At 58.2% G+C, this 24293-nt stretch carries 23 protein-coding genes and 1 tRNA gene; 4 read left to right on the top strand and 20 right to left on the bottom strand.

What is annotated here, in order from left to right:
• Window positions 1-126: 126 nt before the first annotated feature.
• Genes JHL21_RS09615 through JHL21_RS09590 form a run of 6 tightly spaced genes read right to left on the bottom strand, consistent with a single transcriptional unit; the run spans window position 127 to window position 7204 of the window.
• Window positions 127-1785 carry an ABC transporter ATP-binding protein gene (locus JHL21_RS09615; protein WP_200213170.1) on the bottom strand — a complete coding sequence of 553 codons (1659 nt, stop codon included), beginning with the start codon at window positions 1783-1785 and terminating at the stop codon, window positions 127-129.
• On the bottom strand, window positions 1782-3170 hold the full coding sequence (locus JHL21_RS09610; RefSeq protein WP_200213169.1) for an MFS transporter: 1389 nt from the start codon (window positions 3168-3170) through the stop codon (window positions 1782-1784). Before JHL21_RS09610 ends, JHL21_RS09615 begins: the two co-directional genes overlap by 4 nt.
• A 47-nt stretch (window positions 3171-3217) precedes the next feature.
• Window positions 3218-3877 (bottom strand): cysteine hydrolase family protein, encoded by a 660-nt coding sequence (locus tag JHL21_RS09605; protein WP_200213167.1) that lies wholly within the window; start codon window positions 3875-3877, stop codon window positions 3218-3220.
• Window positions 3878-3903: 26 nt separating this feature from the next.
• Window positions 3904-5385 (bottom strand): ABC transporter substrate-binding protein, encoded by a 1482-nt coding sequence (locus tag JHL21_RS09600; RefSeq protein ID WP_200213166.1) that lies wholly within the window; start codon window positions 5383-5385, stop codon window positions 3904-3906.
• Window positions 5386-5432: 47 nt separating this feature from the next.
• Window positions 5433-6290 (bottom strand): ABC transporter permease, encoded by an 858-nt coding sequence (locus JHL21_RS09595; RefSeq protein WP_200213165.1) that lies wholly within the window; start codon window positions 6288-6290, stop codon window positions 5433-5435.
• Window positions 6287-7204, bottom strand: coding sequence for an ABC transporter permease (locus JHL21_RS09590; RefSeq protein ID WP_169195420.1), 918 nt, complete (start codon window positions 7202-7204; stop codon window positions 6287-6289). The genes JHL21_RS09595 and JHL21_RS09590 overlap by 4 nt, the downstream gene beginning before the upstream one ends.
• Window positions 7205-7380: 176 nt before the next feature.
• Here JHL21_RS09590 and JHL21_RS09585 point away from each other — a divergent pair, with 176 nt between their 5' ends.
• Complete coding sequence (locus JHL21_RS09585) at window positions 7381-8100, top strand: FadR/GntR family transcriptional regulator (RefSeq protein ID WP_200213164.1); 720 nt, start codon at window positions 7381-7383, stop codon at window positions 8098-8100.
• Here JHL21_RS09585 and JHL21_RS09580 read toward each other — a convergent pair.
• From JHL21_RS09580 to JHL21_RS09520, 13 genes are all read right to left on the bottom strand, one after another.
• Complete coding sequence (locus JHL21_RS09580) at window positions 8097-8534, bottom strand: flagellar biosynthesis repressor FlbT (protein ID WP_200213163.1); 438 nt, start codon at window positions 8532-8534, stop codon at window positions 8097-8099. The two genes, JHL21_RS09585 and JHL21_RS09580, sit on opposite strands and share 4 nt — an antisense overlap.
• Window positions 8535-8539: 5 nt before the next feature.
• A complete protein-coding gene (locus JHL21_RS09575; RefSeq protein WP_200213162.1) occupies window positions 8540-9451 on the bottom strand; it encodes a flagellin in 912 nt (303 codons plus the stop codon).
• 14 nt (window positions 9452-9465) lie between these two features.
• Window positions 9466-11187, bottom strand: coding sequence for a flagellar hook-associated protein FlgK (gene flgK / locus JHL21_RS09570; RefSeq protein ID WP_200213161.1), 1722 nt, complete (start codon window positions 11185-11187; stop codon window positions 9466-9468).
• An 11-nt stretch (window positions 11188-11198) separates the two neighbouring features.
• A complete protein-coding gene (locus JHL21_RS09565; RefSeq protein WP_200213160.1) occupies window positions 11199-11645 on the bottom strand; it encodes a hypothetical protein in 447 nt (148 codons plus the stop codon).
• Complete coding sequence (locus JHL21_RS09560; protein ID WP_169195426.1) at window positions 11635-11913, bottom strand: hypothetical protein; 279 nt, start codon at window positions 11911-11913, stop codon at window positions 11635-11637. The genes JHL21_RS09565 and JHL21_RS09560 overlap by 11 nt, the downstream gene beginning before the upstream one ends.
• Window positions 11910-13172 carry a flagellar hook protein FlgE gene (flgE, locus tag JHL21_RS09555; protein ID WP_169195427.1) on the bottom strand — a complete coding sequence of 421 codons (1263 nt, stop codon included), beginning with the start codon at window positions 13170-13172 and terminating at the stop codon, window positions 11910-11912. Before flgE ends, JHL21_RS09560 begins: the two co-directional genes overlap by 4 nt.
• Before the next feature lie 8 nt (window positions 13173-13180).
• Window positions 13181-13456, bottom strand: coding sequence for a flagellar hook capping FlgD N-terminal domain-containing protein (locus tag JHL21_RS09550; RefSeq protein ID WP_182394321.1), 276 nt, complete (start codon window positions 13454-13456; stop codon window positions 13181-13183).
• Between the two features lie 476 nt (window positions 13457-13932).
• On the bottom strand, window positions 13933-14175 hold the full coding sequence (locus JHL21_RS09545; protein ID WP_200213159.1) for a hypothetical protein: 243 nt from the start codon (window positions 14173-14175) through the stop codon (window positions 13933-13935).
• 57 nt (window positions 14176-14232) lie between these two features.
• Window positions 14233-14616 carry a flagellar export chaperone FliS gene (locus tag JHL21_RS09540; RefSeq protein ID WP_169195430.1) on the bottom strand — a complete coding sequence of 128 codons (384 nt, stop codon included), beginning with the start codon at window positions 14614-14616 and terminating at the stop codon, window positions 14233-14235.
• Entirely contained in the window at window positions 14613-16328 is a 1716-nt protein-coding gene (gene fliD / locus JHL21_RS09535; RefSeq protein WP_200213158.1) for a flagellar filament capping protein FliD, read from the bottom strand. Before fliD ends, JHL21_RS09540 begins: the two co-directional genes overlap by 4 nt.
• Window positions 16329-16392: 64 nt before the next feature.
• Window positions 16393-17223, bottom strand: coding sequence for a flagellin (locus JHL21_RS09530; protein ID WP_200213156.1), 831 nt, complete (start codon window positions 17221-17223; stop codon window positions 16393-16395).
• 135 nt (window positions 17224-17358) lie between these two features.
• Window positions 17359-18033 (bottom strand): RNA polymerase sigma factor, encoded by a 675-nt coding sequence (locus JHL21_RS09525; RefSeq protein WP_254082001.1) that lies wholly within the window; start codon window positions 18031-18033, stop codon window positions 17359-17361.
• 261 nt (window positions 18034-18294) lie between these two features.
• Window positions 18295-20181 (bottom strand): diguanylate cyclase, encoded by a 1887-nt coding sequence (locus tag JHL21_RS09520; RefSeq protein WP_200213155.1) that lies wholly within the window; start codon window positions 20179-20181, stop codon window positions 18295-18297.
• A gap of 265 nt (window positions 20182-20446) precedes the next feature.
• Between JHL21_RS09520 and JHL21_RS09515 the strand changes: the two genes are divergently transcribed.
• Window positions 20447-20523: transfer RNA gene (locus JHL21_RS09515), tRNA-Pro, on the top strand.
• 112 nt (window positions 20524-20635) lie between these two features.
• A complete protein-coding gene (gene dgcA, locus JHL21_RS09510; protein WP_200213153.1) occupies window positions 20636-21622 on the top strand; it encodes an N-acetyl-D-Glu racemase DgcA in 987 nt (328 codons plus the stop codon).
• On the opposite strand, the gene JHL21_RS09505 is transcribed toward dgcA, so the two are convergent.
• Entirely contained in the window at window positions 21623-22474 is an 852-nt protein-coding gene (locus tag JHL21_RS09505) for a MurR/RpiR family transcriptional regulator (RefSeq protein ID WP_200213152.1), read from the bottom strand.
• Window positions 22475-22734: 260 nt separating this feature from the next.
• On the opposite strand from JHL21_RS09505, the gene JHL21_RS09500 reads away from it, so the two are divergent.
• Complete coding sequence (locus JHL21_RS09500) at window positions 22735-24252, top strand: ABC transporter substrate-binding protein (protein ID WP_169195439.1); 1518 nt, start codon at window positions 22735-22737, stop codon at window positions 24250-24252.
• The last annotated feature ends 41 nt before the right edge of the window (window positions 24253-24293 follow it).

Genomic DNA, 24293 nt, shown 5'->3' with positions numbered 1-24293 from the left:
GCATCCTCTGATTAAGTCAGCATGGCAAAAAGAGATATTTGCCGGTCGTAGGGCGAATATTTTTTGGCGAAGATCTCGTTGCCGCGCGCGACGGCTGCGCCGGAGCGCAGCCGTGGTGGAGGGTGATCAGCTTGCCGCTTTGAGCGCGTGGCTCGGCGGCGCTGCACCTGGAATGGAGGCGATCAACTCGCGGGTATAGGCGTGCTGAGGATTTAGGAAAATTTCGTCGGGCGTACCGGACTCGACGATAGCGCCCGCTTTCATCACATGCACCTGATGGGCGATCATGCGGACGACGGCGAGGTTGTGGCTGATGAAGAGATAGGAGAGGCCCAGCTCTTCCTGCAGCTTGGCCAGCAGAATGAGGATTTGTTCCTGCACAAGCACGTCGAGGGCGGAAACCGCTTCGTCGAGGACGACGAGTTCGGGTTTTAGGGCGAGGGCGCGGGCTATGCCGACGCGCTGGCTCTGGCCGCCCGAAATTTCAGCAGGGCGACGATCGGCAAGGGCTGCGGGCAGCGCGACTTGCTGCAAAAGCTCATCGACCCGATCGCGGCGTTCGGCGGCCGTGCCGATGCCATGCAGGATCATCGGTTCTTCGACGGATTGGCGGACGGTGTAACGCGCGTCGAGCGAGCCGAAGGGGTTTTGGAAGACGGGCTGCACGCGGCGGCGGAAGTCGAACAGGTCTTTGCCGCGCAAATGGGTGATGGTGCCGCTGTCAAAGACGATGTCGCCCGAGGTGGGCTCCTCGATTTTGAGCAGCATTTTGGCAGTGGTAGATTTGCCTGAGCCGGATTCCCCGACTACCGCGACGGTCTGGCCGCGCTGGATGGTGAAGGAGGAGTTCTGGACGGCGGTGAAATCGGCCCCCTTGGAGAACATGCCCTGACGGCCCGGATAGACTTTTTGGACGGCGACAAGCTCGACGAGGGGTCGACGGCTTGTGTCTTGGGGCGTGGGGAAAGGCTTGACCAGCGGTGGGGTTACCATGGTTGGCACGGCGGCAATCAGGCGGCGGGTATATTCGTGCTGCGGATTGGCCATGACTTCGGCGGCCGTGCCGGTTTCAACGACATCGCCACGGTACATCACCACGACATCGTCACAGCGCTCAGCGGCGAGGGCGAGATCGTGGGTGATGAGGATGAGGGCAGTGCCCAGCTGCTGGGTGAGGCTTTCGAGCTCTTCGAGAATGACCTTTTGCACCGTGACGTCGAGCGCGCTGGTGGGTTCGTCGGCAATGAGGAGGCGCGGGCGGCAGGCAAGGCCCATGGCGATGAGGACGCGCTGGCGCATGCCGCCGGAAAGCTCATGCGGATATTGGCGAGCGCGGCGGGCGGGCTCATTGATGCCAACCATGTCGAGCAGTTCGACGGCACGGTTGAACGCTTGGGTGCTATTGGCCTGACCATGGACTTCGAGCGCTTCGGCGATCTGGGTGCCGACGCGCTGAAGCGGGTTGAGATTGGTCATCGGGTCCTGCGGAACCAGACCAATGCTCTTGCCGCGCAGGGCGCGCAGACCCTTTTGGTCGAGCTTGGTGACGTCCTGACCATCAAAGAAAATCTCGCCAGTGGAGACGCGGCCATTATCGGCCAGAAGGCCATTGATGGCGGCAGCAATGGTTGATTTTCCAGACCCAGACTCGCCAACGATGGCCAGTTTTCGGCCTGCAGGCAGAGTGAGATTGAAATTGCGGACGGCAGTAACGGGGCCGCGCGAGGTCTCAAATTCGATGGACACATCGCGAAGAACGAGCAGTGGGTTCGAGCTTTCAGTCATGACAATGTCTCCTGCGAAAGGGGTGCGGAATTGAGGGTTTTGGTGCTGAGAGCGAGGATGAGTGCGATCAGCGTGGACACGCCGCCAAGGCCGAAGAGCCAGTAAAAGCCTTCAGGGCCGGAGGGGGTGACGTAATCAAGGTGGAGCGCGACGATAACGGCTCCCGCGACGCTAGCGGCGGCCGCGCCCATCTGGCGGCTGAGCATATTGAAGCCATTGCTGGCGCCGAGCTTGTCGGTGGGGGTCGCGCTCATCAGGGCCACGGGCAAGGCCGCGAAGGCAAAGGAAATGCCGCCCGAGAGGAACATGGTCGAGAGCGCCACGTAGATGGAATTATCGAGATAAAAACAGCGCGCCAGAAAGGCTGCGATGGAGACGGCTATGCCGGCGGCAATTGCGGCGCGGACACCTGAACGGACGACCATGAGCCCGGCCAAGGGCGGCGCGACAATGGCGATGAGGCTGGCGGGCAATTGCACAAAGCCCGTGGTGAGGACGGTGCCGCCAAGGCCAACGCCATTGTGCATGGGCATTTGGCTGATGGTGATGGTGCCGGTGAAGCTGAGGAAGAAGCCGAAGCCGAGGAAGAGTGCGATGAGGTGGCTGGTGGAAACTGCCGGTACACGCAGGAGGCTAAGATCCACAAAGGGTTGTGGCGTGCGGTTCTGGTGCCAGACCCAAGCACAGAGAAGCGCAGCGGCAATGATGAGCAGGGTGGCGCTCATGGGAATGGACATTTCGCCATCGGCGGCCAGGCTCAACGGCAAAAGAATGAGGGTAAGGATCAGGCCAAGGCCCAGCGCGCCCGTGAGGTCAAAGCGCTGTCTTGAGATGGGGGCGACGGAGGGGACGAGGACCCAGATGAGCAGGGTTGCGAGAACGGCGGAGCCGCCCATGATCCAGAATAGGGTTTGCCAGGTGCCGAAGGAGACAATGAAGCCCGCTAAAGGCACGCCCAGGCTCGTGCCAATGCCGATGGTGCCGCCGATGATGCCGACGGCCATGGGCAGGCCTTCGACGTGCCAGAGACGGCGCAGCATGGCCATTGAGAGGCCGACGATCCCGACAGAAAAACCCTGCAGGACGCGCCCGATAATCATTGTGGTGAAATCAGTGGCGAGGGCGGAGATGAACGAGCCAATGGCCAAGGCGATCAGCGAGAGCATGATCATCGACTTGAGGCCAAAACGGTCACCCAGCCAGCCAACCAAGGGCGCGCCGATGGCGCCGACCAGCATGGTCGATGTCGCTACCCAAGAAGCGGCGGCGATGGAGACGTTGAACATCGAGGGAAAGAGCGGAAGCAGGGGCAGTACAAGGGTCTGCATCAGGGCACCGATGACCCCGGCAAACCCAAGCGCCACCAAGATTGCCGGCCGGGCCAAAGATTGGCCCGACCCTGCTGAGTGTGAAAGTGAAGACACAAGTGTTCCTAAGCAGCGTCGCTTGCAGAAGTCGCTGCCCAAGAGCGGGCGATGTCGGCGACGTTGACGACGTTGGCGAAGGACCAAGCCATGCCGAAAAGGGCATAGTGCTTACGCTCTGGGAGGAACTCGGCGACAGCATCGGCAACAACGAAGGTGCCATAGTCGCGCTGGCCTGCGTCGCGGACCGTGGTTTCCACGCAGATATTGGCGGTGACGCCGCAGACGATGACGTTGCGGATGCCCATGCCGGTGAGCACTGGCTCAAGGCGGGTGCCGTAGAAGGAGCTTGGACGGGACTTGTCGATGACGACTTCGTCGGGTTGTACGTTCAGCTCTGGGATGATCTCGATTTCGGCAGTGCCGTAGCCGAGCGAGTTGGTGGACTTACGGGCTTCGGGGTTTGCACCGTATTTGCGACCGAAATCGACCATGCCGGGGGAGTAGACATAGCGGGTGAAGATCACCGGCACGCCATTGGCGCGGGCAAGGTTGACCAGCTCGATGGTGCCCGGAATGGCTTCACGCAAAGGGGTGACGTCGAAACCGGCCTGACCCAGGCTATCGTTATTGTCGAAGAAGGCGCGCTGCATATCGACAACGATTACGGCAGTTTCGTGCTTTGGAACGTCGCCGGTGTATTCGCGGATTGGGTGGAGTTCAGCCATTTTAATATCCCTCTGAAATCAGTGAATTAGTTGAAAACGATCATGCCATCGGGGCGCGGGGACCATTCGACGTCTGGGGTGACAGCGTAGGAATAGGTGTCCACGAACAGCGGGGCGTAGAAGGTGTTTTCGGTAACGATGGTGCTGATCTGAGCCAGTGTTGCGGCGCGTGCGTTCTGGGCTGCAGTGCCAACCTGAACGTCGAGCAGAGCGTCGATGTCAGCATTGTTGGCGTAGCCCTGACCGCCCGAGCGGAGCAGCATGTTGAAGGGCAGGTCTGCGTCCATCACCGATGGGGCAAAGGCGTGGAGGTAGAAGCCGCCAAGCGAGGCCGAGAACCAGGAATTGGAGAAGGTGTTGGCTTCTTGCGGGTCGAGGGTCACGGTGATGCCCGCTTCGCCGAGGAAGAAGGCGATGGCCTGTGCAACCTGATCAATCTGCGGCAGACCGGTATTTGGGTAGGTTAGCGGGATGGCCGTGCCGTCATAGCCAGCCTCGGCAACCAGAGCCTTGGCCTGATCGAGATTGTAGGTCGTGGGGGCGATGTCTGGGCTGTAGCCGAAGGACACCGGGGCCACGAGCTGGGAGGCTGGCTCGGCAGCGCCATTGAGCAGGCGCGAGGACAGCAGCTGACGATCCAGCGCCAGATCGGCGGCCTTACGCAGCTTGGCATTGCTCAGCTGAGCCGTGGTGGCGTTAAAGCCAAGGTAGACAACGCGGTTGGACTGCTGGTGGACAACCTTGGCGCTGCCCGAACCTTCAACGGCTGGCACGCTGGATGGGCCAAGAAGTGCAATGTCGAGATCGCCGGACTGAACCGAGTTGGCGCGTGTGGTCTCATCTGGAACCGGCTGGAAGATGACGGTTTCGTAGGTGCCCTTATTGCCCCAATAGGCGTCAAAGCGCTGAAGAGTGATGGTGTCGCTATTGGCCCAGTTTTCGACCGAGTATGGGCCGCTGCCGATTGGCTTGCGGGCATAGGCTTCGGCGCCCATGGTCTCAAATGCCGCCTTGGAAATGATCGGGATCAGCGTCGCCTGACGGTCGAACGGTGCGTATGGGATTTTCAGCGAGAAGATGATGCGGTTGCCTTCCGCGCTGATGCTTTCGACCGTCGAGAGATAGCCACCCAGACGCGAGGTCTTGTCGGTCATGGCTGTTTCATAGGTGAAGAGCACGTCTTCAGCGGTGACAGGCGAACCGTCGTGGAAGGTGGCGCCTTCACGCAGGTTGAAGGTCCAGGTCTTGAGGTCTTCCGAGGCTGCCCAAGCGTCAGCCAAGCGCGGAACAACAGCGCCCGAGGCGTCAATGCCAGTCAGCTGATCAAAGACGTTATAGAAAACGTTCAAAGCTGGCAGGCTGGTGTCGTAGATCGGGTTGAGGCTGACAGGCTCGGCGACCAGTGCGGCGGTGACGCTGGTCTTGTCGGCAGCGAAGGCTGGTGACAGCGCGGTCATGGCGAGAAGGGCAGTGGTCGTTGCCAGCAGGGTGCGACGTGAGAGGATCATAGTGTTCTCCAGTGTTGGGTAGGTGGAGGAAACGGAAGGGCGGAAGTTCAACCGCGAGACGGGGCGCGATTGAGGGATTGGGAGGCGAACTGAATGCCGCCGATGAGGAAGAAGATGACCAAGGCCGGCAGGAGGGTGAGCGGCAAATAGGTCTGCAGGTAACGCTGCCCTTCGCTGATCATCAGACCCAGGCTCGGAGTCGGAGGCTGGATGCCCAGACCAATGAAGCTGAGTGAGGATTCAACGGTGATGATGACGCCGACGTCGAAAGCGGCGAGCACGAGCACAGCGGGCAGAACATTGGGCAGGAGATGCTTGCGCATGATCCACCAGCTGGAGCCACCGGCCGTGGTTACGGCGGTGATGAATTCGCGCTCCCGCAGCGAGATGACCTGAGCGCGGACGACGCGGCCATAGCCGACCCAGTTGACGCAACCGAGGAGGATCACCAGCAAAAGCGGGCTTGAGCCGAGGGCGGCGACCAGAACGATGAGCAGCAGAACAGTGGGGATAGCCAATTGCACATTGCCTAGCGCCATGAGGAGGCTGTCGACCGGGCCGCGCATCCAACCGGCCAAAAGGCCAATGACGATGCCGATCACGGCCGAGATGCACACGGCACCAAGAGCGACCAGAACAGAGACACTGGCCGCGACCGACAGGCGGCTCAAGATATCGCGGCCCAGAGCGTCGGTGCCCAGCGGGTGCGCCGGATTGGTGAAGGCGGGTTCGAGCGCAAAGAACAGGCTCTGCTTATTGGGATCAAACCCTGACCACAGAGGCACCAAGGCCATGAGCGCCAGAACACCGGCGAGCATGATGATTGCGATCCAAAGAGAAAAGGGCAGGCGGGGCAGGCGGATCGTTTTGGTGGTCTTTTCGGGCGTGACAGATGTTGGGGTCATGAGAGCCTCACGCGCGGATCGAGGACCGCATAGAGAATGTCGACAACGATGTTGATGAGGATGAACACAGCAGCGGTGACGACCACGCCGGCCTGCACGATGGGGTAATCACGCTGGGTGACGCCCTGGACGATGAGACGTCCCATGCCCGGCCAATTGAACACCATCTCCAGCACCACAGTGCCGCCAATGAGGATGCCCAGATTGATGCCTGCGACGGTGATGACCGGCAGAATGGCATTGGGCAGCATGTGACGGAAAACGAGGCGGTTGCGGCTGATGCCCTTGGCTATAGCGGTGCGCACCCAGTCGTTACGCCGCATCTCGTCAAAGAAGGTATTGAAGAGGCGCAGGTAGAGCGCGATTTCAAATGTCGCCATGGTCAGCACGGGGATGACATAGCTGGCGGTTGAATTGCGACCGATGGCGGGCAAGACGCCCATATTCACCGAGAGGATGAGAATGAGCAGGATGCCGAAAAGATAGGGCGGCACCGACTGGCGGAATGTTGCGACCCACAGGAGGCCGTTGCGCAGGCGACGATTGCCCGTGACTTCCCCCAAGACCGCCAGAAGCAGCGCAACGGCAAAGCCGATGACAAAGGATGTGATCGCGAGTTCTAAGGTCGCGGGGAGGCGCTCCAGCACGATTTCGAGGGCGGGACGCTGCTGACGCAGAGAGTCACCCAGATCGCCGGTGACGGCCTTCGCCATGAAGTCGAAGTATTGTTCTACAACAGGACGATTAAGCCCGAGCGTCTCGCGCATGGCATCGACATCGGCCTGTGTGGCTTGGTCTGGCAGCAGCAAACGAACCGGGTCGCCGGTCATTCGCGCCAGAAAAAACACGAAGGTAAGGATTGCCAGCAGGGTCAACAGACCCCATGCAATACGGGTGAGAATATAGCGTGGCATCGCTCGCCTCTAAATGTCCAACAATTAGAGGCTAAGGGGCTATCTCGCACTCCGGCAACAAAAAAGCTGTCCGGGAGGCGAAAAAAAGTTTAAATGATGAGCATGAAATCGTTGTGATTAAAATTTAATCGCGCGCTGTGCCGTGCAGGGCCGGAATGCTGATTTTGGGGGCTTCTTTGATAGAAAAACCAACCAAGGGTAAGGCTTTGGCCGTGCGCAAGGTGCAGAGTGCTTATTTGCAGATTGCTGAGCAATTGCGGGACTTAATCCTGCAAGGCGCGCTGCAACCGGGAGAGCAACTGCCTTCGGAGGCTCAGCTGTCTGCCAATTTTGGCGTCAGTCGGAACACCACTAGAGAGGCGCTGCGGGTGTTGAGCTCGCAGGGATTGGTGCAGACGTCGCGGGGAATCACCGGCGGCACATTCGTCGTCATTCCTGATGTGAGCTTTGTGCAGGCCAATATTGAGAACGGCCTCGGTCTCATGACCGCCGGGGAGCAGATTTCGGAAGCCGAGATTCTGGAAACACGTCTGGCACTAGAACTGCCTGCAGCGCGTTGGGCGGCGGAACGTCGGACAGAGCAAGACCTTGATCGCATTCGGCTGGCGGCGCGCAGCGTTGAGCGGGGCAAGGTGCTGAGTGAGCGCACCGATCACAGTGTGGATTTCCATCAGGCCGTGATGGAGGCGGCGGGTAACCGTTTGATGGCTGTTATCGCGCCGCCCGTGTGGCGCATCTTTGCCCATTGCGCCAAGAGCAGTCCGGGGCGACCTCACCTCTGGCATGACATTGATTGTGATCATGCCGAGATTTTGGATCATATCGAAGCGCGAGAGCCCGATAAGGCAGAGGACGCGATGCGCGTCCATCTGCTGCGTTTGCGCTCGATCGATTAAGCGGCGTTGGTGCGCTGAGGAGCGAGTTTCGACTCGGGACCGCTCAGCATCCACTTGTCGGCAGGCGCGTTCATATCGGCAAGGTATTCCTTGGCGATTTTGATGGCGCGATAGACGTCGCCCGTCATTAGGCAGCGATTGATCTCGGTGATGAAGGGGACCGAGTTCGGGTACTCGGCCAACATGTCGCCAACCACTTTGAAATAAGCGTCGTGATGGATGGCGACATTGGCATCGAGATACATCCTCTGCAGCACCAAGCGCAACTGAGAGGGCGTATCCTGCGCGGTATCAGCATCCACAGCAAACTCACCCCGTAGCACGGGCACGCTCCCACTGATCAACAGCGTAGATGATCCGCGTGAGACAATCTCTACACGCGTGTCGCCGATGAGAACGCTTTCGCCGGGCTTGAGGGTGAGCTTGAGGGACATGGTTCTTACCGCAGGTAGTCGAGCAGGCTCAGATTGCTGACCTTTGCCATGGTGGCGAAGGACGCTTGCAACTGCATTTCGTAGGATGTGAGGCGTACCGCCACCTGGGTGACGTCGACGTCGCGAACGCCTGACAGGTCCGCTTTGAACATTTCCTGGAAATCTTCTTCGCGGCGAACCGAGCGTTCGAGTGCGGCGGCATTGAGTGAGAGAGTGCCCTGCACGCCCGCTGCATTGTTGATCGCGTCCATAATCAGGTTCAGCGAGTCATCAACTGTGGTCGCGCCAAAAACGCCGTTTGTATCGGCGATAATGGAGAGCGCGCGGAAGGCCTTTTCAAAGGCCGGGTCGCTCGCCGCAACGCCATAACTTACCGACTGTTCTGCCGAGACCTGAGCCGACGCCAAGGCGTCGTTGCCCATGTAGTAGTCGGTATAGGGCTGGGTAGGATCTGCAAGAGTGTAGTTGGCCAAATCGACCGGAAGAGTGGTCGTTGCGCTACCGCCGAAGAGATAGCGGCCCTCGTACTGGGAATTGAGCAGAGCACCCAATTCGGTCATCGTGAAGGATGCATTGTTGGCGAGAGATGCCCGCGTCTCGGCATCGGAATTGACGCTCTTGATGCCGGCCAACGCCACACGGAAATTGCTCAGCAGTTCGTTGACGGTGTCCATGATGCCGTACATGACGGCAACACGGCTCGACGCTTCCTGGGCTGATGCTGTGTAGGTCTGCGAGCGGGCCAGAGAGATTTCGAGATCAATCAGGACCTTGCCGCTGGCGCCATATTCACCAAGCGCGTTGGACTTAATGCCACTCGCTTGCTGCATCTGCATTTCCGCCATGCGGGACTGGGTTTGTAGGGATGCTGAGAGCATCCGGTCATTTAGAGCGAACGTCGCTACGCGCATTGCCATGCGAAGTGCCTCCCTTACTTAACAACGCCCAGAAGGGCATCGAACATGTCATTGAGGACCTGCAGCAGTTGGGCTGCAGTGGTGTATTGCTGCTCAAGCTCAGAAACGCGGGCGATTTCTTCATCAACGTTCACGCCGCTTTGTGCGGAAATGGCGGTAGTGAGGGTCTCGTAGGTGTTCTGCTTGCTGTCGAGCGTGTTGCCAGCTGTGCTCGCGCTGATGGCTGAGCGCGAGGCGATCAGGCCTGCGTATGAGGCGAAGCTCGACGAGGCTGCGGCGAGCCCACCAGCGGCGGGGAAATCATGCTTATCGGTGACGCTCTTTTGGAGGGTCTTAGCGAGGGCAGGCGAGACGCCAGCGGCGCTAGCGCCGACGACGAGCGGATCGTCCGTGCTGAGTGAGGCTGTCGACAGCCCGGTCGGCGCGGCGCGGATGTCCGCCCGAACGGCGACGTTGCGGCCATCGGTTCCAACGATCAGATCGTTAAACCCGAAAGCGGCGGAAACGCCCTTGCCACCAATGTCGCTCGAAATGTCGGCGAAGGAGATGCCATTGCCAGCGGTCGAGCTGATGGAGAATTTGCCGCTCGCGTCAATGCTGGCATCAAGTCCTGGTACGGCATCGATCGCTGCTGCGAAGTCGTCGAACGTTGCGTAATTCGCAAGGTCGAAGTCGCTGTAGGCGACCAGGGTGCCGTCAGGATTGATCTCGGCGACGCGGAAAGTGCCGTTACCGTTGAGCGCGTCCGTGCCAACAACCTGGGCATTGCTGGTGACGCTGGACGGGGCAGGCAGGCTGGTGCCCTGATTGTAGGCCGCGTTGACGCTTTCGATCAGCGACTGCGCGAAGGTATCAATCTCGGCCTGGGTCGCGGGCAGGTTGACGTCGCGCTGATAGAGCTGCGCGCCAATCTTGCCAGAGGTGATCGCGCTGGTGACGTTCTTGCCGTCCAACATGATCGGGCTGAAGACCGTTTCGGTGGTGACGAAAGCCGAGCCGGTGTAGTTCAGCTTATGGACAGTGCCATCGAGAAGGGCTGCACCGGACGCGGTGTAGATCTTCATGGTGTTGTCTGGGCTGACATAGGCCGAAACGTTCATTTCAGCGGCAATGTCCTGAAGCGCTACGGCGCGGCGATCTTCGAGATCTGCGGTCATGTCGCCACGGGCTGCAGCTTGCTTAATGTCTTTGTTCAGCGCGTGGATGGCTTCGAGGCGCTGATTGACCGTGGTAACGCCGTCGGCAATGCCTTCGTCCGCGCTGGCGCGCAGGCTCTGGGTGCCGGTGGAGATGGCGCGCAGATTGCTGACCAGAGTGTCGAGCGTGTCGACAAGCTGAACCTGCAAGGTCTGGCTTTCCGGGGTGCCAGAGAGCTGAGCCAGCGCGGTTTCAAAAGCCGATACGTGGTTAGCGAGCGTGTTGCTCGAGCCATCGCTAGAGATGGTGCCGAACAGGGCCTGAACGCGATCAGCGAACTGCTTCAGAGCGGATGCTGAAGCGAGTTCGCTGGTTGCTGCATTGAGGCTTTTGAGCAGATATTTATCGGCTGAGCCACTGACTGAGGCGACTTCAACACCGGCTCCCAAACCGCCTGTGGCGGTCATCAATTGGGTGCCGGTTTTTCGCGTGTACCCAGCGGTATCTGCGTTGGCGATATTTGACGCCGCAATCTGCATATTCACCTGGGACGAGGCGAGTGCGCTGGTTGCGGTATTACGGATTGCAGCAAACGACATTGCGCGAGACCTTATACCAATAGGCTTGATGGGGCGTCGGAGATGCGGGCCCGTCGGCCGGTTGCATCATAGGCGCCTTCGGAAGTTGCTTGTTCGCGGATGGCGCTCATGATCGCCTCAACGCGGGTGCGGGTGGTTTCAATGCCCGCCTTCAGCCGCTCCATGTTCTCTTTGACGACAGCGTCAAGAGCTTCGGAGCTGGCGGTGACCTGCTCGCGGACGTCTGGTGATGCCAAGCCGAGATTGATCTGACCACTGCGGACCTGACTAACCCATGTTTCCAGCTCGGCGCTGAGTTCGGCCTTGCGCTCGTGGGTTCGCTCTGCAGCGAAAGCCAGAGAAGTGCGCAGTCCGGCCTCAAGGGCGCGGTTTTCACGGTCCAGCAATGCCGTCAGTTCGGTCATCAGAGTGATCAGGACGCCAAATTGAGTGTCGAGTTCGGTCTGTTCACTGGTCATTTCGGTTCGTTCCAAGTCCGGCTGAAGAGCGGTACGCGGCATTGGCTAGAAGGCCACTGGCGGAGCCCTGGAGTTGCTCACCGATTTCATCGCGCATGTGCGAGAGGTCTTCGATGAGGGTCTGTACTGAGGCGAGAAGCGCGATTAGGCGCGCTTCGCGTTCGGCAGGGGGCGGTTCCTTACCCGCGCCGAACTCTTGTTCGATTTGGGCTTTCAGAACGGCAAGACGCGCAAAATGCGCGTCTTCCTTTTGTTCTGAAGAACTCATCTAACGGCGGAGATGAGCGTGTCGAACATCGAGTTCGCCGCCGACATCACCTGGGCGGCTCCCGAGTAGGCTTGCTGCGCAGCCATCATCTTGGAGAACTCAGAGTTGGTATCGGTGGTTGATACTTCGAGACGGCTGCCAGAGATGGTCCCGGCTCCGCCTTCACCTGCGGTGCGCAGAGCTGCATTGCCCGAGGTTGTTGTTGCGTAATAAACGCCACCGTCGGAAACGGTCAGGCCGTTTGCGTTCGAGAAGGTTGCCAGTGGAACCTTGTAGATCGCGCGGGACAGACCGTTATCGTAAAGCGCCTTTACGATACCAGCGTCGGTTACTTCGATGCCGCTCAGAGCGCCCAGGCCTACACCATCGTGCGAGCTTTTCACTTCAACCGCTGGGGTTGTCGCGCCGCTCGAATACTGGCTCAGGCCAGACGACGTGCCCGGTGAGCCGAGGTTCAGCGAAATGGTCGAGTCCGCAGCGCCAGTGGCCCAACCAGTGACGAGCAGTTCTGGTGGGTTCGGGTTGGTGCTGGCCAGTGTGCCGTCAGCATTGAAGTTGATGGTAATAGCCGGGCTGGCTACGGTACCTGTTGCGGCGCCCCCGCCTGCCATGGTTGGGTCAGCAAACTGTGCCGTCCATTCACGTGGGCCAACCTTGGTCCAGGTGACGTCGATCGAGCCTGCAGTGCCCAAGCTGTCGTAGATTTCGAGCGCGGAGGTGAAGGTCGAACCGTCAGCTGCTTCAGCTGGGAGGTTGGCCATCAGCGTCATGTTCGACGTTGGCAAAGCAATGGTTGCAATGGCGTCTGTGTCGATCGAGCTGAGGGCGTCAGCGCTTTCGCTGCCGGTGACGACGCCAGAAGCGTCGGTTGCCCAGCCCATCAGATACTGGCCATTGTTGACGAGGAAACCTTCTTCGTCGACGCCGAATTCGCCGTTACGGGTGTACCCAAGTTCCTTCGATTCCTGCCCGCCCGAGACGATGAAGAAACCGTTGCCGGTGATCGCCATGTTGGTGGAGCTGGACGAGTGGCTGAGCAGGCCCTGCGAAAGGACGTTCTGACGGCTAGCGACCGATACGCCACCAGTGCCATTGCTGGCCTTGGATGTGCCGCCGGACAGGAGGCTGGCGAAGCTCGCGTCGATGGACTTGTAACCGTTGGTCGAGCTGTTGGCCAAGTTGGTCGAGATGATCGACAGGGCGGAGCTCTGCGAGTTCAAGGCGGTGACGGCTGCGCCCAGTGCTGCTGAAAGGCTCATTTAATAACTCAGACTTGAATATCGAGGGAGGTGGCGATGGTCTTCACGAGCTTGGTCAGCTCGGCCATGCTTTCGCGGGTCGCGGACTGTTCGTTGTAGCTGGCGTAGGAAACCATCTGGCTCAGCAACTGGTTGGAGTCAGTCGGATCGAGCGGGTTCTGGTTTTGGAGCTGTTCGACCATGAGGCGCAGGAAGGCGTCGGTATCGAGGCCACCCTTTCGCGCGGTAGACGTTGCTAAAGAGCTGGAGGTGCCCGCTGCGGATGAAAGCGCTGAAATGCTCATGGTGAACCCCAAGGCGTCGGTGGCGCTGGTGGGAGCAGCAAGCCGTCGACAGATTTCAAAAATGGACGCCATAGGGCGCTATTAGTGAAACGGGCGAGGTCAGGAATTCAGGCGCAGATTTTTTGCTGTCTGTAAGTTGTTTAGGGCTTTTGACTTGGAATTATAAAGTTGGTGCGCTGCAAATTTTGCAGGGAGAATAGAATAAAATCAGTAATGGGATTGTATAGGGTCGGCAATTTTTGCCGTAACAGCCAATGCGCAGCGTCAGGAGTTGCCGGGTGGTTGGTCTGTACTGCTGTAATGCGGGCGCTGCCAAACGCGATATAGCCAAACGGTTCGTGCAGTTCTTGGTAAACTACTCACCGGGGCAGGCGCGGCTGTTCAAGATCATGCACGGTGAATTCGCGTTTGGGCAGCGGAATGACTATGCGCGCCCATGTAAAATGGGCGGCAAAAAAATATCAAAAAAAGTTATTTTAGCGCGGATTGGTGTCGGACTGACGTGCCGCTAGCATGATCCGCTCGACGAGGTCCGCAGGAGCTCGGAGCTTGGGCTGTTCGGCAAAGATGGCCCGGAGGCGACTGTCTTCGTCGAGCAGCGACTTGGCCGTGGGGTTGAGCGAGGTGAGGATAAAGGCAGATGATCGCAGATTGGATGGCCAATCTTCGAACCGGTTGCCGAACTGCGCGAGATGCGCCTCAAACTCTTCGACGTCCACGTCCCCTCCTGGTTGTGGCCGATTGCTTTCACAATCAAGACCACTGAGGGGATCTATTTAGATAGCTGGCATGCCGGCCACTTCGGCCCAAGCATTGCGCAGTTCTTTGAGACCTTCAATGATCTTGTCATACCGTTCAACTGCATCAGGTTTCCCGAATGCGGTGTTCATTGCGATCATGTTCGCAATATAGGTATGCTTTAGTGTTTCAGCCATATCTGCGCCTTTTTCAGTGCGCAAGTTGGCTGCGAGTCCGCGCAAGATGAGGGAGGCGCGTGATATATTATTATACGCGTCTTCCATCCGCTTATTCTGATGGTCTAGTTGCGTACGTCGAATGCGGCGCAAGACTTCATCAAAAAGCTTGACCACTGCGACCATCGGATGAACTTGGGTCGCCGCTTGGCGATAGGCGTTAACCGCCATGGCTTGCTGCATCATGACTTGGCGTTCCAGGTGTCGAGCAGGGTGCTCAGATAGTCCTTCATGGAGTCAGCCTGGGCAATGGCTGCTTGGTATCGGGCATAGCGCATCGATATGGTGGTGCGATAGGCTTCTGCCTGCGACCGAATGTTATCGCTCCGCTTGGTCATCTCGGTGCTCTGAGACGATAAGTTGTTGATCAGCAATGTCAAAGAGCCGGAGCCACTGGTGGCGCCATTGGCCGCGTTGAAGAGCTTTTCTGCGATGCCCGTCTTGAAGGAGAGGTCAACGGCAGCTGGAGAGGTGCCGGTGTAAACCAGAGAGATGCCTTCGTACGCCGTGCCAGCGGCACCGACGAGGCGCGCGCCGGAAACAGTGAAGAGACCAGTTTGGCCGTTTACGGTGGCGCCTGTTAGAACGCCATTGACGTCGGTTTCGATGTCGAGCGTAAAATCCGGTGGTAGGCTGGAGCCGCGCGCCAACAGCTGGATGTTGGTATTCGACGTTGTCATGCCGAAGCTAAGCAAGTTCTGAACTGCCGATAAATTGGTCAGTAGAATATTATCAAGCTTGTCTTCTTCGATGACGAGTTTGTTCTGATTGTCGTAAGTCAGGCCAAGTAGGCTCATTGATTCTGAGCCAATGGCCGTTGCCAATGCGTCGCCGATAGAAGCGTTAACGCTGCGCATTGTGCCATCGCCAAACAGCGGTGGATCGTAGGTGCGGCTGGGCAATGTCTGCTGCTTTACAGCGAAGTCGCGGTAGGCGTTATAGGCCTCGACCAGCTGGAGAATGGCGGTTTTGACATTGTTGACGTTGGCGTCGACTTCCAGAGTGATCGAGGTGCCGGGCGGTGTGGCCTGATAGAGGTAGAGGGTCGTGCCGGTGATGATGTCGCTGATCTCATTGGACGAGCGGGTAACTTCCAGATCATCGACGCGGACGATCGCCTGCTGGGCGTCCTGAAGTACAGTTGCGAAATCACCTGCCGGATTGGTCAGGCCGAGTGCACCAAGCGCGTCATCGCCCGAGAGGACTTCGGAGGTGATCGACTTGCCGGTTTCGGTCGCCGTCAGGATCAAGCGGAAGTCGTTTGGAGTGACCTGGACGATGCTCGCCTGAACGCCCGATGAGGCCTTGGTCTTGTTGATGGCCTCGGAAATCTCCATTAGCGACATGTCAGCTGTAATGGAGAGGGTCGAGGGGGTGCCGCCTTCAACGCCCAGCGAAATGACGCTCGTGATGTTCAGGTCTGATGTTTTGGTAGCGACGGTGCCGCTAGAAATCTTGTGAGCGGTCGCGAGCTGCACGACTTCGAGCTTATAGGTGCCCTGATCGGCGGCTGGATCTACCGTTGCAGAGAAAACTGAAGCTGCATTGACGTTGCCATTGGCGGTCAAATAGGCGCTACGCGACAGGAAAGCGTCTGTGCTTCTTGCGGTGCTGCCAGATGGCGCGCGCAGAGCGTTGGCTGCGGTTTGAAGCGATGACAGTAGGTTTTTGGCGTCTTGATAGGCCGCCATCTTTAGGTCGTTCGCATCGATCTTGAGATCGATGGAAGTCGCTTTCGCCAGTTTGGCGTTGACGGACTCTTCGATCAGTCCGGCCCAGTCGATATTGGTGCCGTCACTCGGCTCTTTTACCGGCTTGGTCGTGGAGGTTTTCGGCGCCGCAACGACGGTCGTGGTCGCAGCGGGGGTTGCGGACGACGTGGTGCTAACAGTGCTCAAAATTCAACTCCATAGATAAAGAGTTCGGGCGCGCTGATGGTCAGCGCGCCCGATTAGACGATGATTAGTTCAGGAGCTTGAGGAGTTCCTGTGGCATCTGCGATGCCTGGGCAGCTGCTGCAACTGCAGCCTGGGTCTTGACCTTAGCCGAAGCGAGCTTTGCGGATTCAGCAGCGACGTCAACGTCAGCGATTGCCGAGTTAGCAGCCGAGAGGTTTTCAACCGAGGTTGCGATCGAAGCGCCGCGGAATGCGAAGCGGGATTCGAGAGCACCGATGTTTGCACGTGCGTTCGATACGGTGTCGATTGCGGTGTCGATCAGAGCGATTGCCGCGAGTGCGTTTGCCTGGGTGTCAACGGCTGCTGCGTCAACGCCGAGCGTCGTGGAGTCCAGCAGGCCAATCTGGAGCAAGATCATGTCGCCAGCGTCCGAGCCGACCATGATGTTGATACCGGTCGCAAAGTCCTGCGAAGAGGAACCGTCGAGCAGCGATTCACCGTTGTAACGGGTACCGGTCGAGATGCCGTCGATTTCTTCGATCAGCTGGGTGAATTCAGCGTTGATGTAGGTACGTTCGCCGTCGGTTACGGTACCGGAAGCCGACTGAGCAGACAGTGCCTTCATACGCTGAAGAATGTCGGAGATGTTTGCAGCGCCGCCGTCAGCAGTCTGCAGGATCGAGATGCCGTGGGAAGCGTTGGTCGCTGCCTGGGTCAGAGTGGTCACGTCGGACGAGATACGGGTCGAGATAGCAAGACCAGCAGCGTCGTCAGATGCCTGTGCGATACGGGTGCCGGAAGCGAGCTTGGCGAGCGATGCGCTCTGCTCAGCCGAGTTTGCGTTCAGGTGACGGACAGCCGAGTTTGCAGCAATGTTCGTGGAAATAACAGGCATGGACCTACTCCTAAGTACTGATGTCTGCGGCCCTTCATTCTGGGGCCGCTGTCGCAGCATCGCCGCGTCTGACAGTAGAACGGTGGGAGTGACGCAAGTCGGGCGGAGAAAATTCAGCCGATGTGAGGCTTATGGTTAACCCTTGGTAAAAGAGTCCAGAATGTCGACTTCGTCATTTCGCAAATTATGCCGCAAATGCTGGCGTCCGCGCTTCAAAAGGGATTCCACAGCCGAGACGGTCGTGTTCAAAATTTCTGCAATTTCGGGGTTAGATAAATTATCGTGGTAGGCCAAAATCACGGCAATGCGCTGATGGTCGGGCAGGCGGCTCATCGCTTTTTCGAGCAAGAGACCCACTTCACCCTGGTGGATGGTGGTGACGGCATCCGGGCGATCATCCTGAACATCAGGCGCAGTTTCGATGTCTTCGGTGCGTGGGCGACGACGCAGGTCAAGGCAGCGATTGGTGACGACGCGATAAAGCCAGGTTGAAAAACGCGCGCGACCTTCCTGCCACGTGCCGCGAGTGGTCCAAACCTTCAGCAGCACATCCTGTACGACATCATCAGCGTCGGCTTCGTTGTTGAGGATGCGCAAGGCAAGGGCGAAGGCGCGATCGACATGGCGTTCAACCAGCGCGCGGAAAGCAGCCTCGTCGTGTTCGGCAATGCGTCTTAAGAGGAGGTCGTCTTCGTCCATGGGGCGTTCTGTTGGCACTGGCGCCTGCACAACACGGGGCGAAAACTGATCGTTTCGCACTGGTACTGTGATGCTGTCGCCGAATTTCTCGGCAGCCATTTCAACCATCATGTCCGCTTCCTGCGTTTCTCCCTCGCAATGAGGGGTCAACAGTTACACGGCTGTCCGGCAGTTTTCAGGCGCTGATATTTTATAAAAATATATATGTTTCAATGAGTTAGTAGGTAATAAGTGCTCGCTTGCTAGGAAAAATGTGCCGCTTGGGCTCATGGTTAATTGAATTCGTTAGGAAATACAAAGCCTAGTGTGCGCAAGTTTTGCCTACTGCGACACAGAAGATTTTTTTTCGGAAAGGAAGCGCTTTGCGGCAGGTTAGAGCTTTTGCTCGACCTTATCGAACTCTTCGAACATCATGCAGCGGTTCCGACCTGCCGATTTGGCGGCGTAAAGAGCGCTGTCGGCTTGCTTGAGCCACGAGACGATGTCTGCGCTGTCGACCGTCAGCAGCGAGATGCCGACACTGGCGCCGATTTCGATCAGCTGCCCTGAGAGGTTGTAGGGCCGGGAGAGCGTTTTGACGATGCGCATGCCCACGAGATGAGCAACGCTGGGGTCCTGAATGTCATGCAGGACAAGGGCGAACTCATCCCCGCCCATGCGGGCAGCAATGTCTCCGGGCCGCGTTAGGCCTTGGAGGCGCTCGGCAACATGGCGCAGGATTTCGTCGCCAACGGCGTGGCCATAGCGATCATTGGCCTGTTTGAACCGATCAAGGTCGATATAGAGGAGCGCGCTTTGGCGCTGATGCTCTAAGCCTTCCCAAGCCTGTTCTAAGTGCTCATCCAATTGACTGCGATTGGCAAGGCCGGTGAGGCTGTCGTGATAGGCGAGATGGCTGATGCGCAAATGTTGGCGCTTCTGCTCATCGATATTCTCGAATGTGCCAATCCACTCGATGACGTCGCCCAGATCGTTGAGGATGGGAGCGCCTCGGCATTTAATCCACGCAGTATCATCTACGCCCACCCTGATGCGGAACTCCAAGACCAAGGGTTCTGGCGACCGACGTTTTTGCTCCCAGACGTCGGCTGTGTAGGGGCTGTCTTCGGGGTGAACGAGATTTGACCAGCTTGGATCGTGCTGCCACGGCTCATTGCTGAGCTCTTCCCAGCCTTCCAGTTCAAGTCTCTTGCCTTCAACGTCGGTGCGCCACGTAGCGAGCGCGCCAACTTTGACCAAGGCGCGGTACCGTTGATTGCTGATGGAGAGCTCACGTGCGCGTTCGAGCAGTACTTGTTGGGCGCGCGTCTGCGCCGTCTGGAGTTCGGCCAACTCAATGACTGGAGTTGGGGCCAAGTCCTCGGCCAAAGGTTCATCGCGCAATATACTGCGGGCGCGCTGCACAAGACCTGTCACCGGGGTGACAATGAGCGAGGCCATCCAGCTCGAGAGTGCAATGGTTGCGAAGACTGTAATAATTGCGCCGATGGCCAGCACGGCCATCGGTTCTTGCCAACGTGCTTGGAAGACCGCTTTCGGGAGGCCGATTACGACCGCCCAGCCGTCCGTGTTTTTCACCTTCGAGAAACCGAAGGTGATCATGTCACCCTCTAATGTTTCGGCGTCAAAAAGGCCGGTGTCGGCACCGACAGCTAGCAACGCGCTCCATGTTGGCACCGGACGGCCCAAAAACCGCTCCTGCTGAGCGGAGCGTGCAACCACGCGGCCATTGCCGTCGACGAGCGCGATCAGTAGGTCTGAATTGGCGCTGGACGAGAGATCGATATTGCGCGTCAACGCCTTGGCGTCGGCGTGTAGATTTATCTGGCTGTCGCCGTTGGCCAGAGGGATGGTGAGGGGGACGCGGGCACTCACCCCTTCTTCAATGTCGTAGAGATTGCCCAGCCGCCAGGTTTGCGGTTCGCTCTCAGCGAGGCTCTGACTGGGTTGACGGGTGATGTCGATATTGCCGTCAAAGTGACGGGCCAGCGGAATGAGTTGATCCTGATCTGCTGTTAGGGAGCTGATCATTGAAGCGTGGGCCGCCACCGCACTCTCAACAAGCCCGGCAATCAGCGCAGCGTTGTCGAGGAAGCGCTGTTCCGCCGTCTCACGGTCGGCGTCTGAAACGCGCATTAGGGTTAACGAGAGCATCACTACCGGAGGCAGCATGGCGATAAAAATCACCAAAGCGATAAATGATCGAAGCGGTAATCCGCGACGAGATTTAGGCTTATTGGCTGCTTTGGTGGGGCTCAATCATATCCTCTAAAGTATTGTATTGAAGTCTATTGGGCGTCTTAGATTGTGGCATCATTGTTATTTCAATGTGTTTAACGATATCGGTGTGGTTGTGTCATTCGAATTATCGCGGAAACGTGATTTGTGATCGGAGTGGGATGAACTCCGAGCGTTGCATTCAGTGCCATTGGGCGCACAGAATTTGAGTGCAAGGGTGCTTGAAGATGGTCAATTACGGCGGTATTAGCCAAGCAACGCAGTCAGAAATGATTGCAGTGCCTGACGGAGTATAGCGCAGCCTGGTAGCGCACCTGCTTCGGGAGCAGGGGGTCGAGTGTTCGAATCACTCTACTCCGACCAATTGTGCCCGGTCTCTTCTGAGGCCGGGTTTTTTTGTTGCTAGACGTGTTGTGACCCCGCAGAAATCGCGCAGCGCCGGTTCCTGCTGACCGCCTATAATTGAGCCCATAGAATGACTACACACCTTCGTGCCTCGATCGATGTTTTCCCTATCGCCGGCAAGTTCACTATTTCTCGGGGGAGCCGTACCGAACAGGCCGTGGTCAGCGTTGAGATCGAGCGCGACGGCGTCATTGGGCGGGGCGAATGCGTGCCCTATCCGCGATATGGTGAAACGCCTGCGGAAACGGTCGCAACGATTGAAACTATGGCCAGTTTGATCGCTGGCGGGCTGGATCGTCAGGGATTGCTCAAGGCACTGAAGCCAAGCGCCGCGCGCAATGGCTTGGATTGTGCGCTGTGGGATTTAGAAGCGCGGGAGCGGGGGCTTAAAGTTGCAGATATGTGTGGGCTGAAGTTGCCATCGCATGTCACGACAGCATTCACCATTAGCCTTGATCGGCCTGAGGTCATGGCCGAGGCGGCACGCACGGCTGCGCATATGCCTCTTTTGAAATTGAAGCTTGGTGCTGAGGGCGATGCGGAGCGGCTTAAAGCGGTGCGGGCGGCTGTGCCCAATGCACGGCTTTTGGTGGATGCCAATGAGGGCTGGACCGCGGACGTACTGGAGCCGATGTTGGCGCTCTCAGCGCAATTGGGGGTTGAGCTGGTCGAGCAGCCGCTGCCGGCATCGAATGATTGGCGTTTGGCCGAAATTGATCATCCGGTTTTGATCTGCGCTGATGAAAGCGCACATGCGCTCGCCGGGATCGACGAGTTGGTAACGCGGTACGATGCGATCAACATCAAGCTCGATAAGACTGGTGGACTGACGGAGGCTTTGGCGGTCGTGGAACGCGCTCAATACCTTAATATGTCGATCATGGTTGGCTGCATGGTGAGTAGTTCGCTGTCCATGGCACCAGCTGCGCTGTTGGCGGCATCGGCGCGCTGGGTGGATCTGGATGGTCCACTTTTGCTGGCGCAAGATCGTCCCGGTGGTCTTATCTATCGTGATGGGGTCATCGACATGGCGGCAATGACGCTTTGGGGTCAGTGATCAGCGCGGGTGGGTCACGTCGCGCGTGCGTTGTAGGGCGTCGATGGTTTCGTCATAGCGCTGGCGCGCGACGCCCATAAAGAGACAGTCGACAATGAGCAGTTGCGCAATGCGGCTCACCATAGCGCCCGCGCGGAGGTGACTTTCGCGGGCGCTGGTCGTGAGGCGATCCTGTGCGGCACGGGCGATAGAGGAATCTGGACTGCCGGTGATGGCCAGTGTGTGCAAGTGAGCGTCACGTGCCAGTTCTACGAACCGCACCGTGTCGGCCGTTTCACCCGAGTGCGAGAAGCCGATGGCCACTGTGCCTTTTGGCGCGAGCAGAACTGAGGACCACGCCTCATGTGTATCGGTGAGGAGAAACGCGCTGCGGCCGATACGGAAAAGCTTGTGGTGGAGGTCTCGCGCCACAAATTGGCTCGCGCCAATTCCAAACAGTAGAATGCGGGGCGCTTGGTCAATGAGCGCTACAACGCGATCCAGCACTTCATAATCGAGCCCGCTCACAGTCTCATCAATGGCGAGCATTTCGAGCGATGCGATCTTTGAGGCTATCTCTTGGAGGGTGTCGGACTTGGCGATTTCAGCGCCGAGCGTTTGGGCGGAGCCAAATTGAGCGGCTTCGCGGCCCAGTTCGGTCGCGAGCGTCATGCGCAATTGGGCATAACCCGAAAGACCGAGGATGCGGCAGAATCGCACCACGGAAGCCACTGATGTGTCGCAACAACTGGCCAATTCGGAAATCGTCTTTTCCATGACCAGGGTTGGGTTTGCGAGCACCGCAGAGGCCACACGCTGTGTTGCTGGGGTAAATTTACTGGTCGAAGCTTCAATCGTCGACTGTATGCCCAAAGCTGTTCCTCACATCCTCCTCTGCGAAACCGGTCTTAGCCAATTTGTTCGCAGATTTGACTCTTGTGTGTAACAAAAGTTCAAACGAGACAAGACATCTGAAAATTATTGACAGAGAAGGGTGTGGGTTCATACGCTAGCTGGAATTGCCCCAGACAGGTTTAATCCTGCCGGGCGTTCGCTTTGGCTCCTAAAAGAGCAAGGGCGTCGATACCAATCCAGCCGAGCTCTGTGTTCAGGCTGGTCCTATGGAGGGAAGTATGAACTGGATGACATCCCGTAAGCTCATCGCTGGGCTTGCCGTGGCAACGGCTCTGTCGACCGCAGCTTTTGCGCTGCCGGCACAGGCCGCAACTTTGAATATGGCTTGGTCGCAGGACGCCACTGGCCTTGATCCACACAAGCAGACTGCGTTTTCTTCGCTCCGCCTGCTTGAGCTGATCTATGAGCCTCTGGTTCGTCTGGACGCAGATCTGAACGTTGTTCCTGCGATCGCTGCGTCTTGGGAATTTGCGCCAGACGCAAAGACCTTGACCTTCAAGCTTGATCCAAAGGCCAAGTTCACCAACGGTGCCGCTGTTACCCCAGCTGACGTCAAGGCTTCGTTTGATCGTCTTATGGACGAAGCAACCGGTGCCGCTGCGCGCGCGAACTTCCTGACCATCGCCAGCATCGACACCCCAGATGCTGAGACCGTTGTTTTCAACCTCTCGACCCCAGACGTACCGCTGCTGGTTGCTATGGCAACCGTGAACGCGGCGATCGTTCCTGCTAGCGAAATTGAAGCTGGCAACGTCGGCAACACCGCTGTTGGCTCGGGTCCGTTCATTCTTGAATCCTGGGAGCCAAACTCCAAGGAAGTTCTCAAGACCAACACCGAATGGGCTGGTGGCGCAATTGCCATCGAAGGCATCAACATCTCGGTTCTGCCAGACGAAACCGCGATCCTGGCTTCGCTCCGCGCTGGCCAGACCGACTTCGCTCTGCTCAACGACCCGCTGGTTGCAACCCTCGTCCCGAACGAGCAGAACCTGACGCTCAACCGCGTTACCGGTCTTGCTTACAACGTGTTGCAGCTGAACCCATCGCGTGCGCCGATGGACAATCTGCTCGTGCGTCAGGCTATGAGCTGCGCGATCAACCGTCAGGAAATCGTTGACGCTGCGCTTGCTGGTGAAGGTGCTGTCACCGGTCCTCTGACCATGCCTGCATTTGCTCAGGACCCATCGACCCTGCTTTGCTACAACCAGGACATCGCAACTGCGAAGTCGCTGATGGAGCAGTCTGGCGTTGAGCCATTTTCCGTGAAGGTGATTGCAGCGACTGGCGAGCCGCCAACCGCAGCGTCGCAGGCTCAGGTTCTGCAGGCACAGCTGGCAGAAATCGGCGTCACGCTCGAAATCGAAATGATGGAACTCAACGTCTATGTCGACACCTGGCTCAAGGGTGATTTCGATATGGCAGTTGCGCAGAACGGCGGCCGTCCGGATCCATATCCGATGTACAACCGCTACTTCACCAATGAAGGCAACCTGCAGAAGGTTTCCAACTTCCTCGACGAAAAGTCTGACACTCTGCTCAAGCAGGGTCAGTGGGAAACCGATCCGGCTGCCCGCAAGGAAGTCTTCCAGGAATGGGAACGCCACATGGCCGAACAGGCTCCATGGCTGTGGCTCTCGACCGGTTACAGCTACACCGCTTCGCAGAAGAACGTTGTTGGCTTTGAATCGTCGCCAACAGGCACTCTGTTTGGTCTGACCACGGTCTCCATTCAGTAATTAATGCAATCTGAGGCTGGTCATTTCGGCCAGCCTCGTCC

The organism is Devosia sp. WQ 349K1 (assembly GCF_016595685.1).
In the GTDB taxonomy this organism is placed as follows: Bacteria; Pseudomonadota; Alphaproteobacteria; order Rhizobiales; family Devosiaceae; genus Devosia.
Note: the sequence above shows the minus strand (reverse complement) of the source record. Positions and strands in the feature narration are given on the sequence as shown.

Excerpts from the sequence above, each read along its gene's own strand:
- JHL21_RS09500 (WP_169195439.1), top strand. The coding sequence starts at position 22,735 with ATGAACTGGATGACATCCCGTAAGCTCATCGCTGGGCTTGCCGTGGCA.
- JHL21_RS09595 (WP_200213165.1), bottom strand. The coding sequence starts at position 6,290 with ATGACCCCAACATCTGTCACGCCCGAAAAGACCACCAAAACGATCCGC.
- JHL21_RS09605 (WP_200213167.1), bottom strand. The coding sequence starts at position 3,877 with ATGGCTGAACTCCACCCAATCCGCGAATACACCGGCGACGTTCCAAAG.
- flgE (WP_169195427.1), bottom strand. The coding sequence starts at position 13,172 with ATGAGCCTTTCAGCAGCACTGGGCGCAGCCGTCACCGCCTTGAACTCG.
- JHL21_RS09565 (WP_200213160.1), bottom strand. The coding sequence starts at position 11,645 with ATGACCAGTGAACAGACCGAACTCGACACTCAATTTGGCGTCCTGATC.
- JHL21_RS09575 (WP_200213162.1), bottom strand. The coding sequence starts at position 9,451 with ATGGCAATGCGCGTAGCGACGTTCGCTCTAAATGACCGGATGCTCTCA.
- JHL21_RS09530 (WP_200213156.1), bottom strand. The coding sequence starts at position 17,223 with ATGCCTGTTATTTCCACGAACATTGCTGCAAACTCGGCTGTCCGTCAC.
- dgcA (WP_200213153.1), top strand. The coding sequence starts at position 20,636 with ATGACTACACACCTTCGTGCCTCGATCGATGTTTTCCCTATCGCCGGC.
- flgK (WP_200213161.1), bottom strand. The coding sequence starts at position 11,187 with ATGTCGTTTGCTGCAATCCGTAATACCGCAACCAGCGCACTCGCCTCG.
- JHL21_RS09525 (WP_254082001.1), bottom strand. The coding sequence starts at position 18,033 with ATGATGGTTGAAATGGCTGCCGAGAAATTCGGCGACAGCATCACAGTA.
- JHL21_RS09615 (WP_200213170.1), bottom strand. The coding sequence starts at position 1,785 with ATGACTGAAAGCTCGAACCCACTGCTCGTTCTTCGCGATGTGTCCATC.
- JHL21_RS09560 (WP_169195426.1), bottom strand. The coding sequence starts at position 11,913 with ATGAGTTCTTCAGAACAAAAGGAAGACGCGCATTTTGCGCGTCTTGCC.
- JHL21_RS09600 (WP_200213166.1), bottom strand. The coding sequence starts at position 5,385 with ATGATCCTCTCACGTCGCACCCTGCTGGCAACGACCACTGCCCTTCTC.
- JHL21_RS09580 (WP_200213163.1), bottom strand. The coding sequence starts at position 8,534 with ATGTCCCTCAAGCTCACCCTCAAGCCCGGCGAAAGCGTTCTCATCGGC.
- JHL21_RS09540 (WP_169195430.1), bottom strand. The coding sequence starts at position 14,616 with ATGATGCAGCAAGCCATGGCGGTTAACGCCTATCGCCAAGCGGCGACC.
- JHL21_RS09590 (WP_169195420.1), bottom strand. The coding sequence starts at position 7,204 with ATGCCACGCTATATTCTCACCCGTATTGCATGGGGTCTGTTGACCCTG.
- JHL21_RS09550 (WP_182394321.1), bottom strand. The coding sequence starts at position 13,456 with ATGAGCATTTCAGCGCTTTCATCCGCAGCGGGCACCTCCAGCTCTTTA.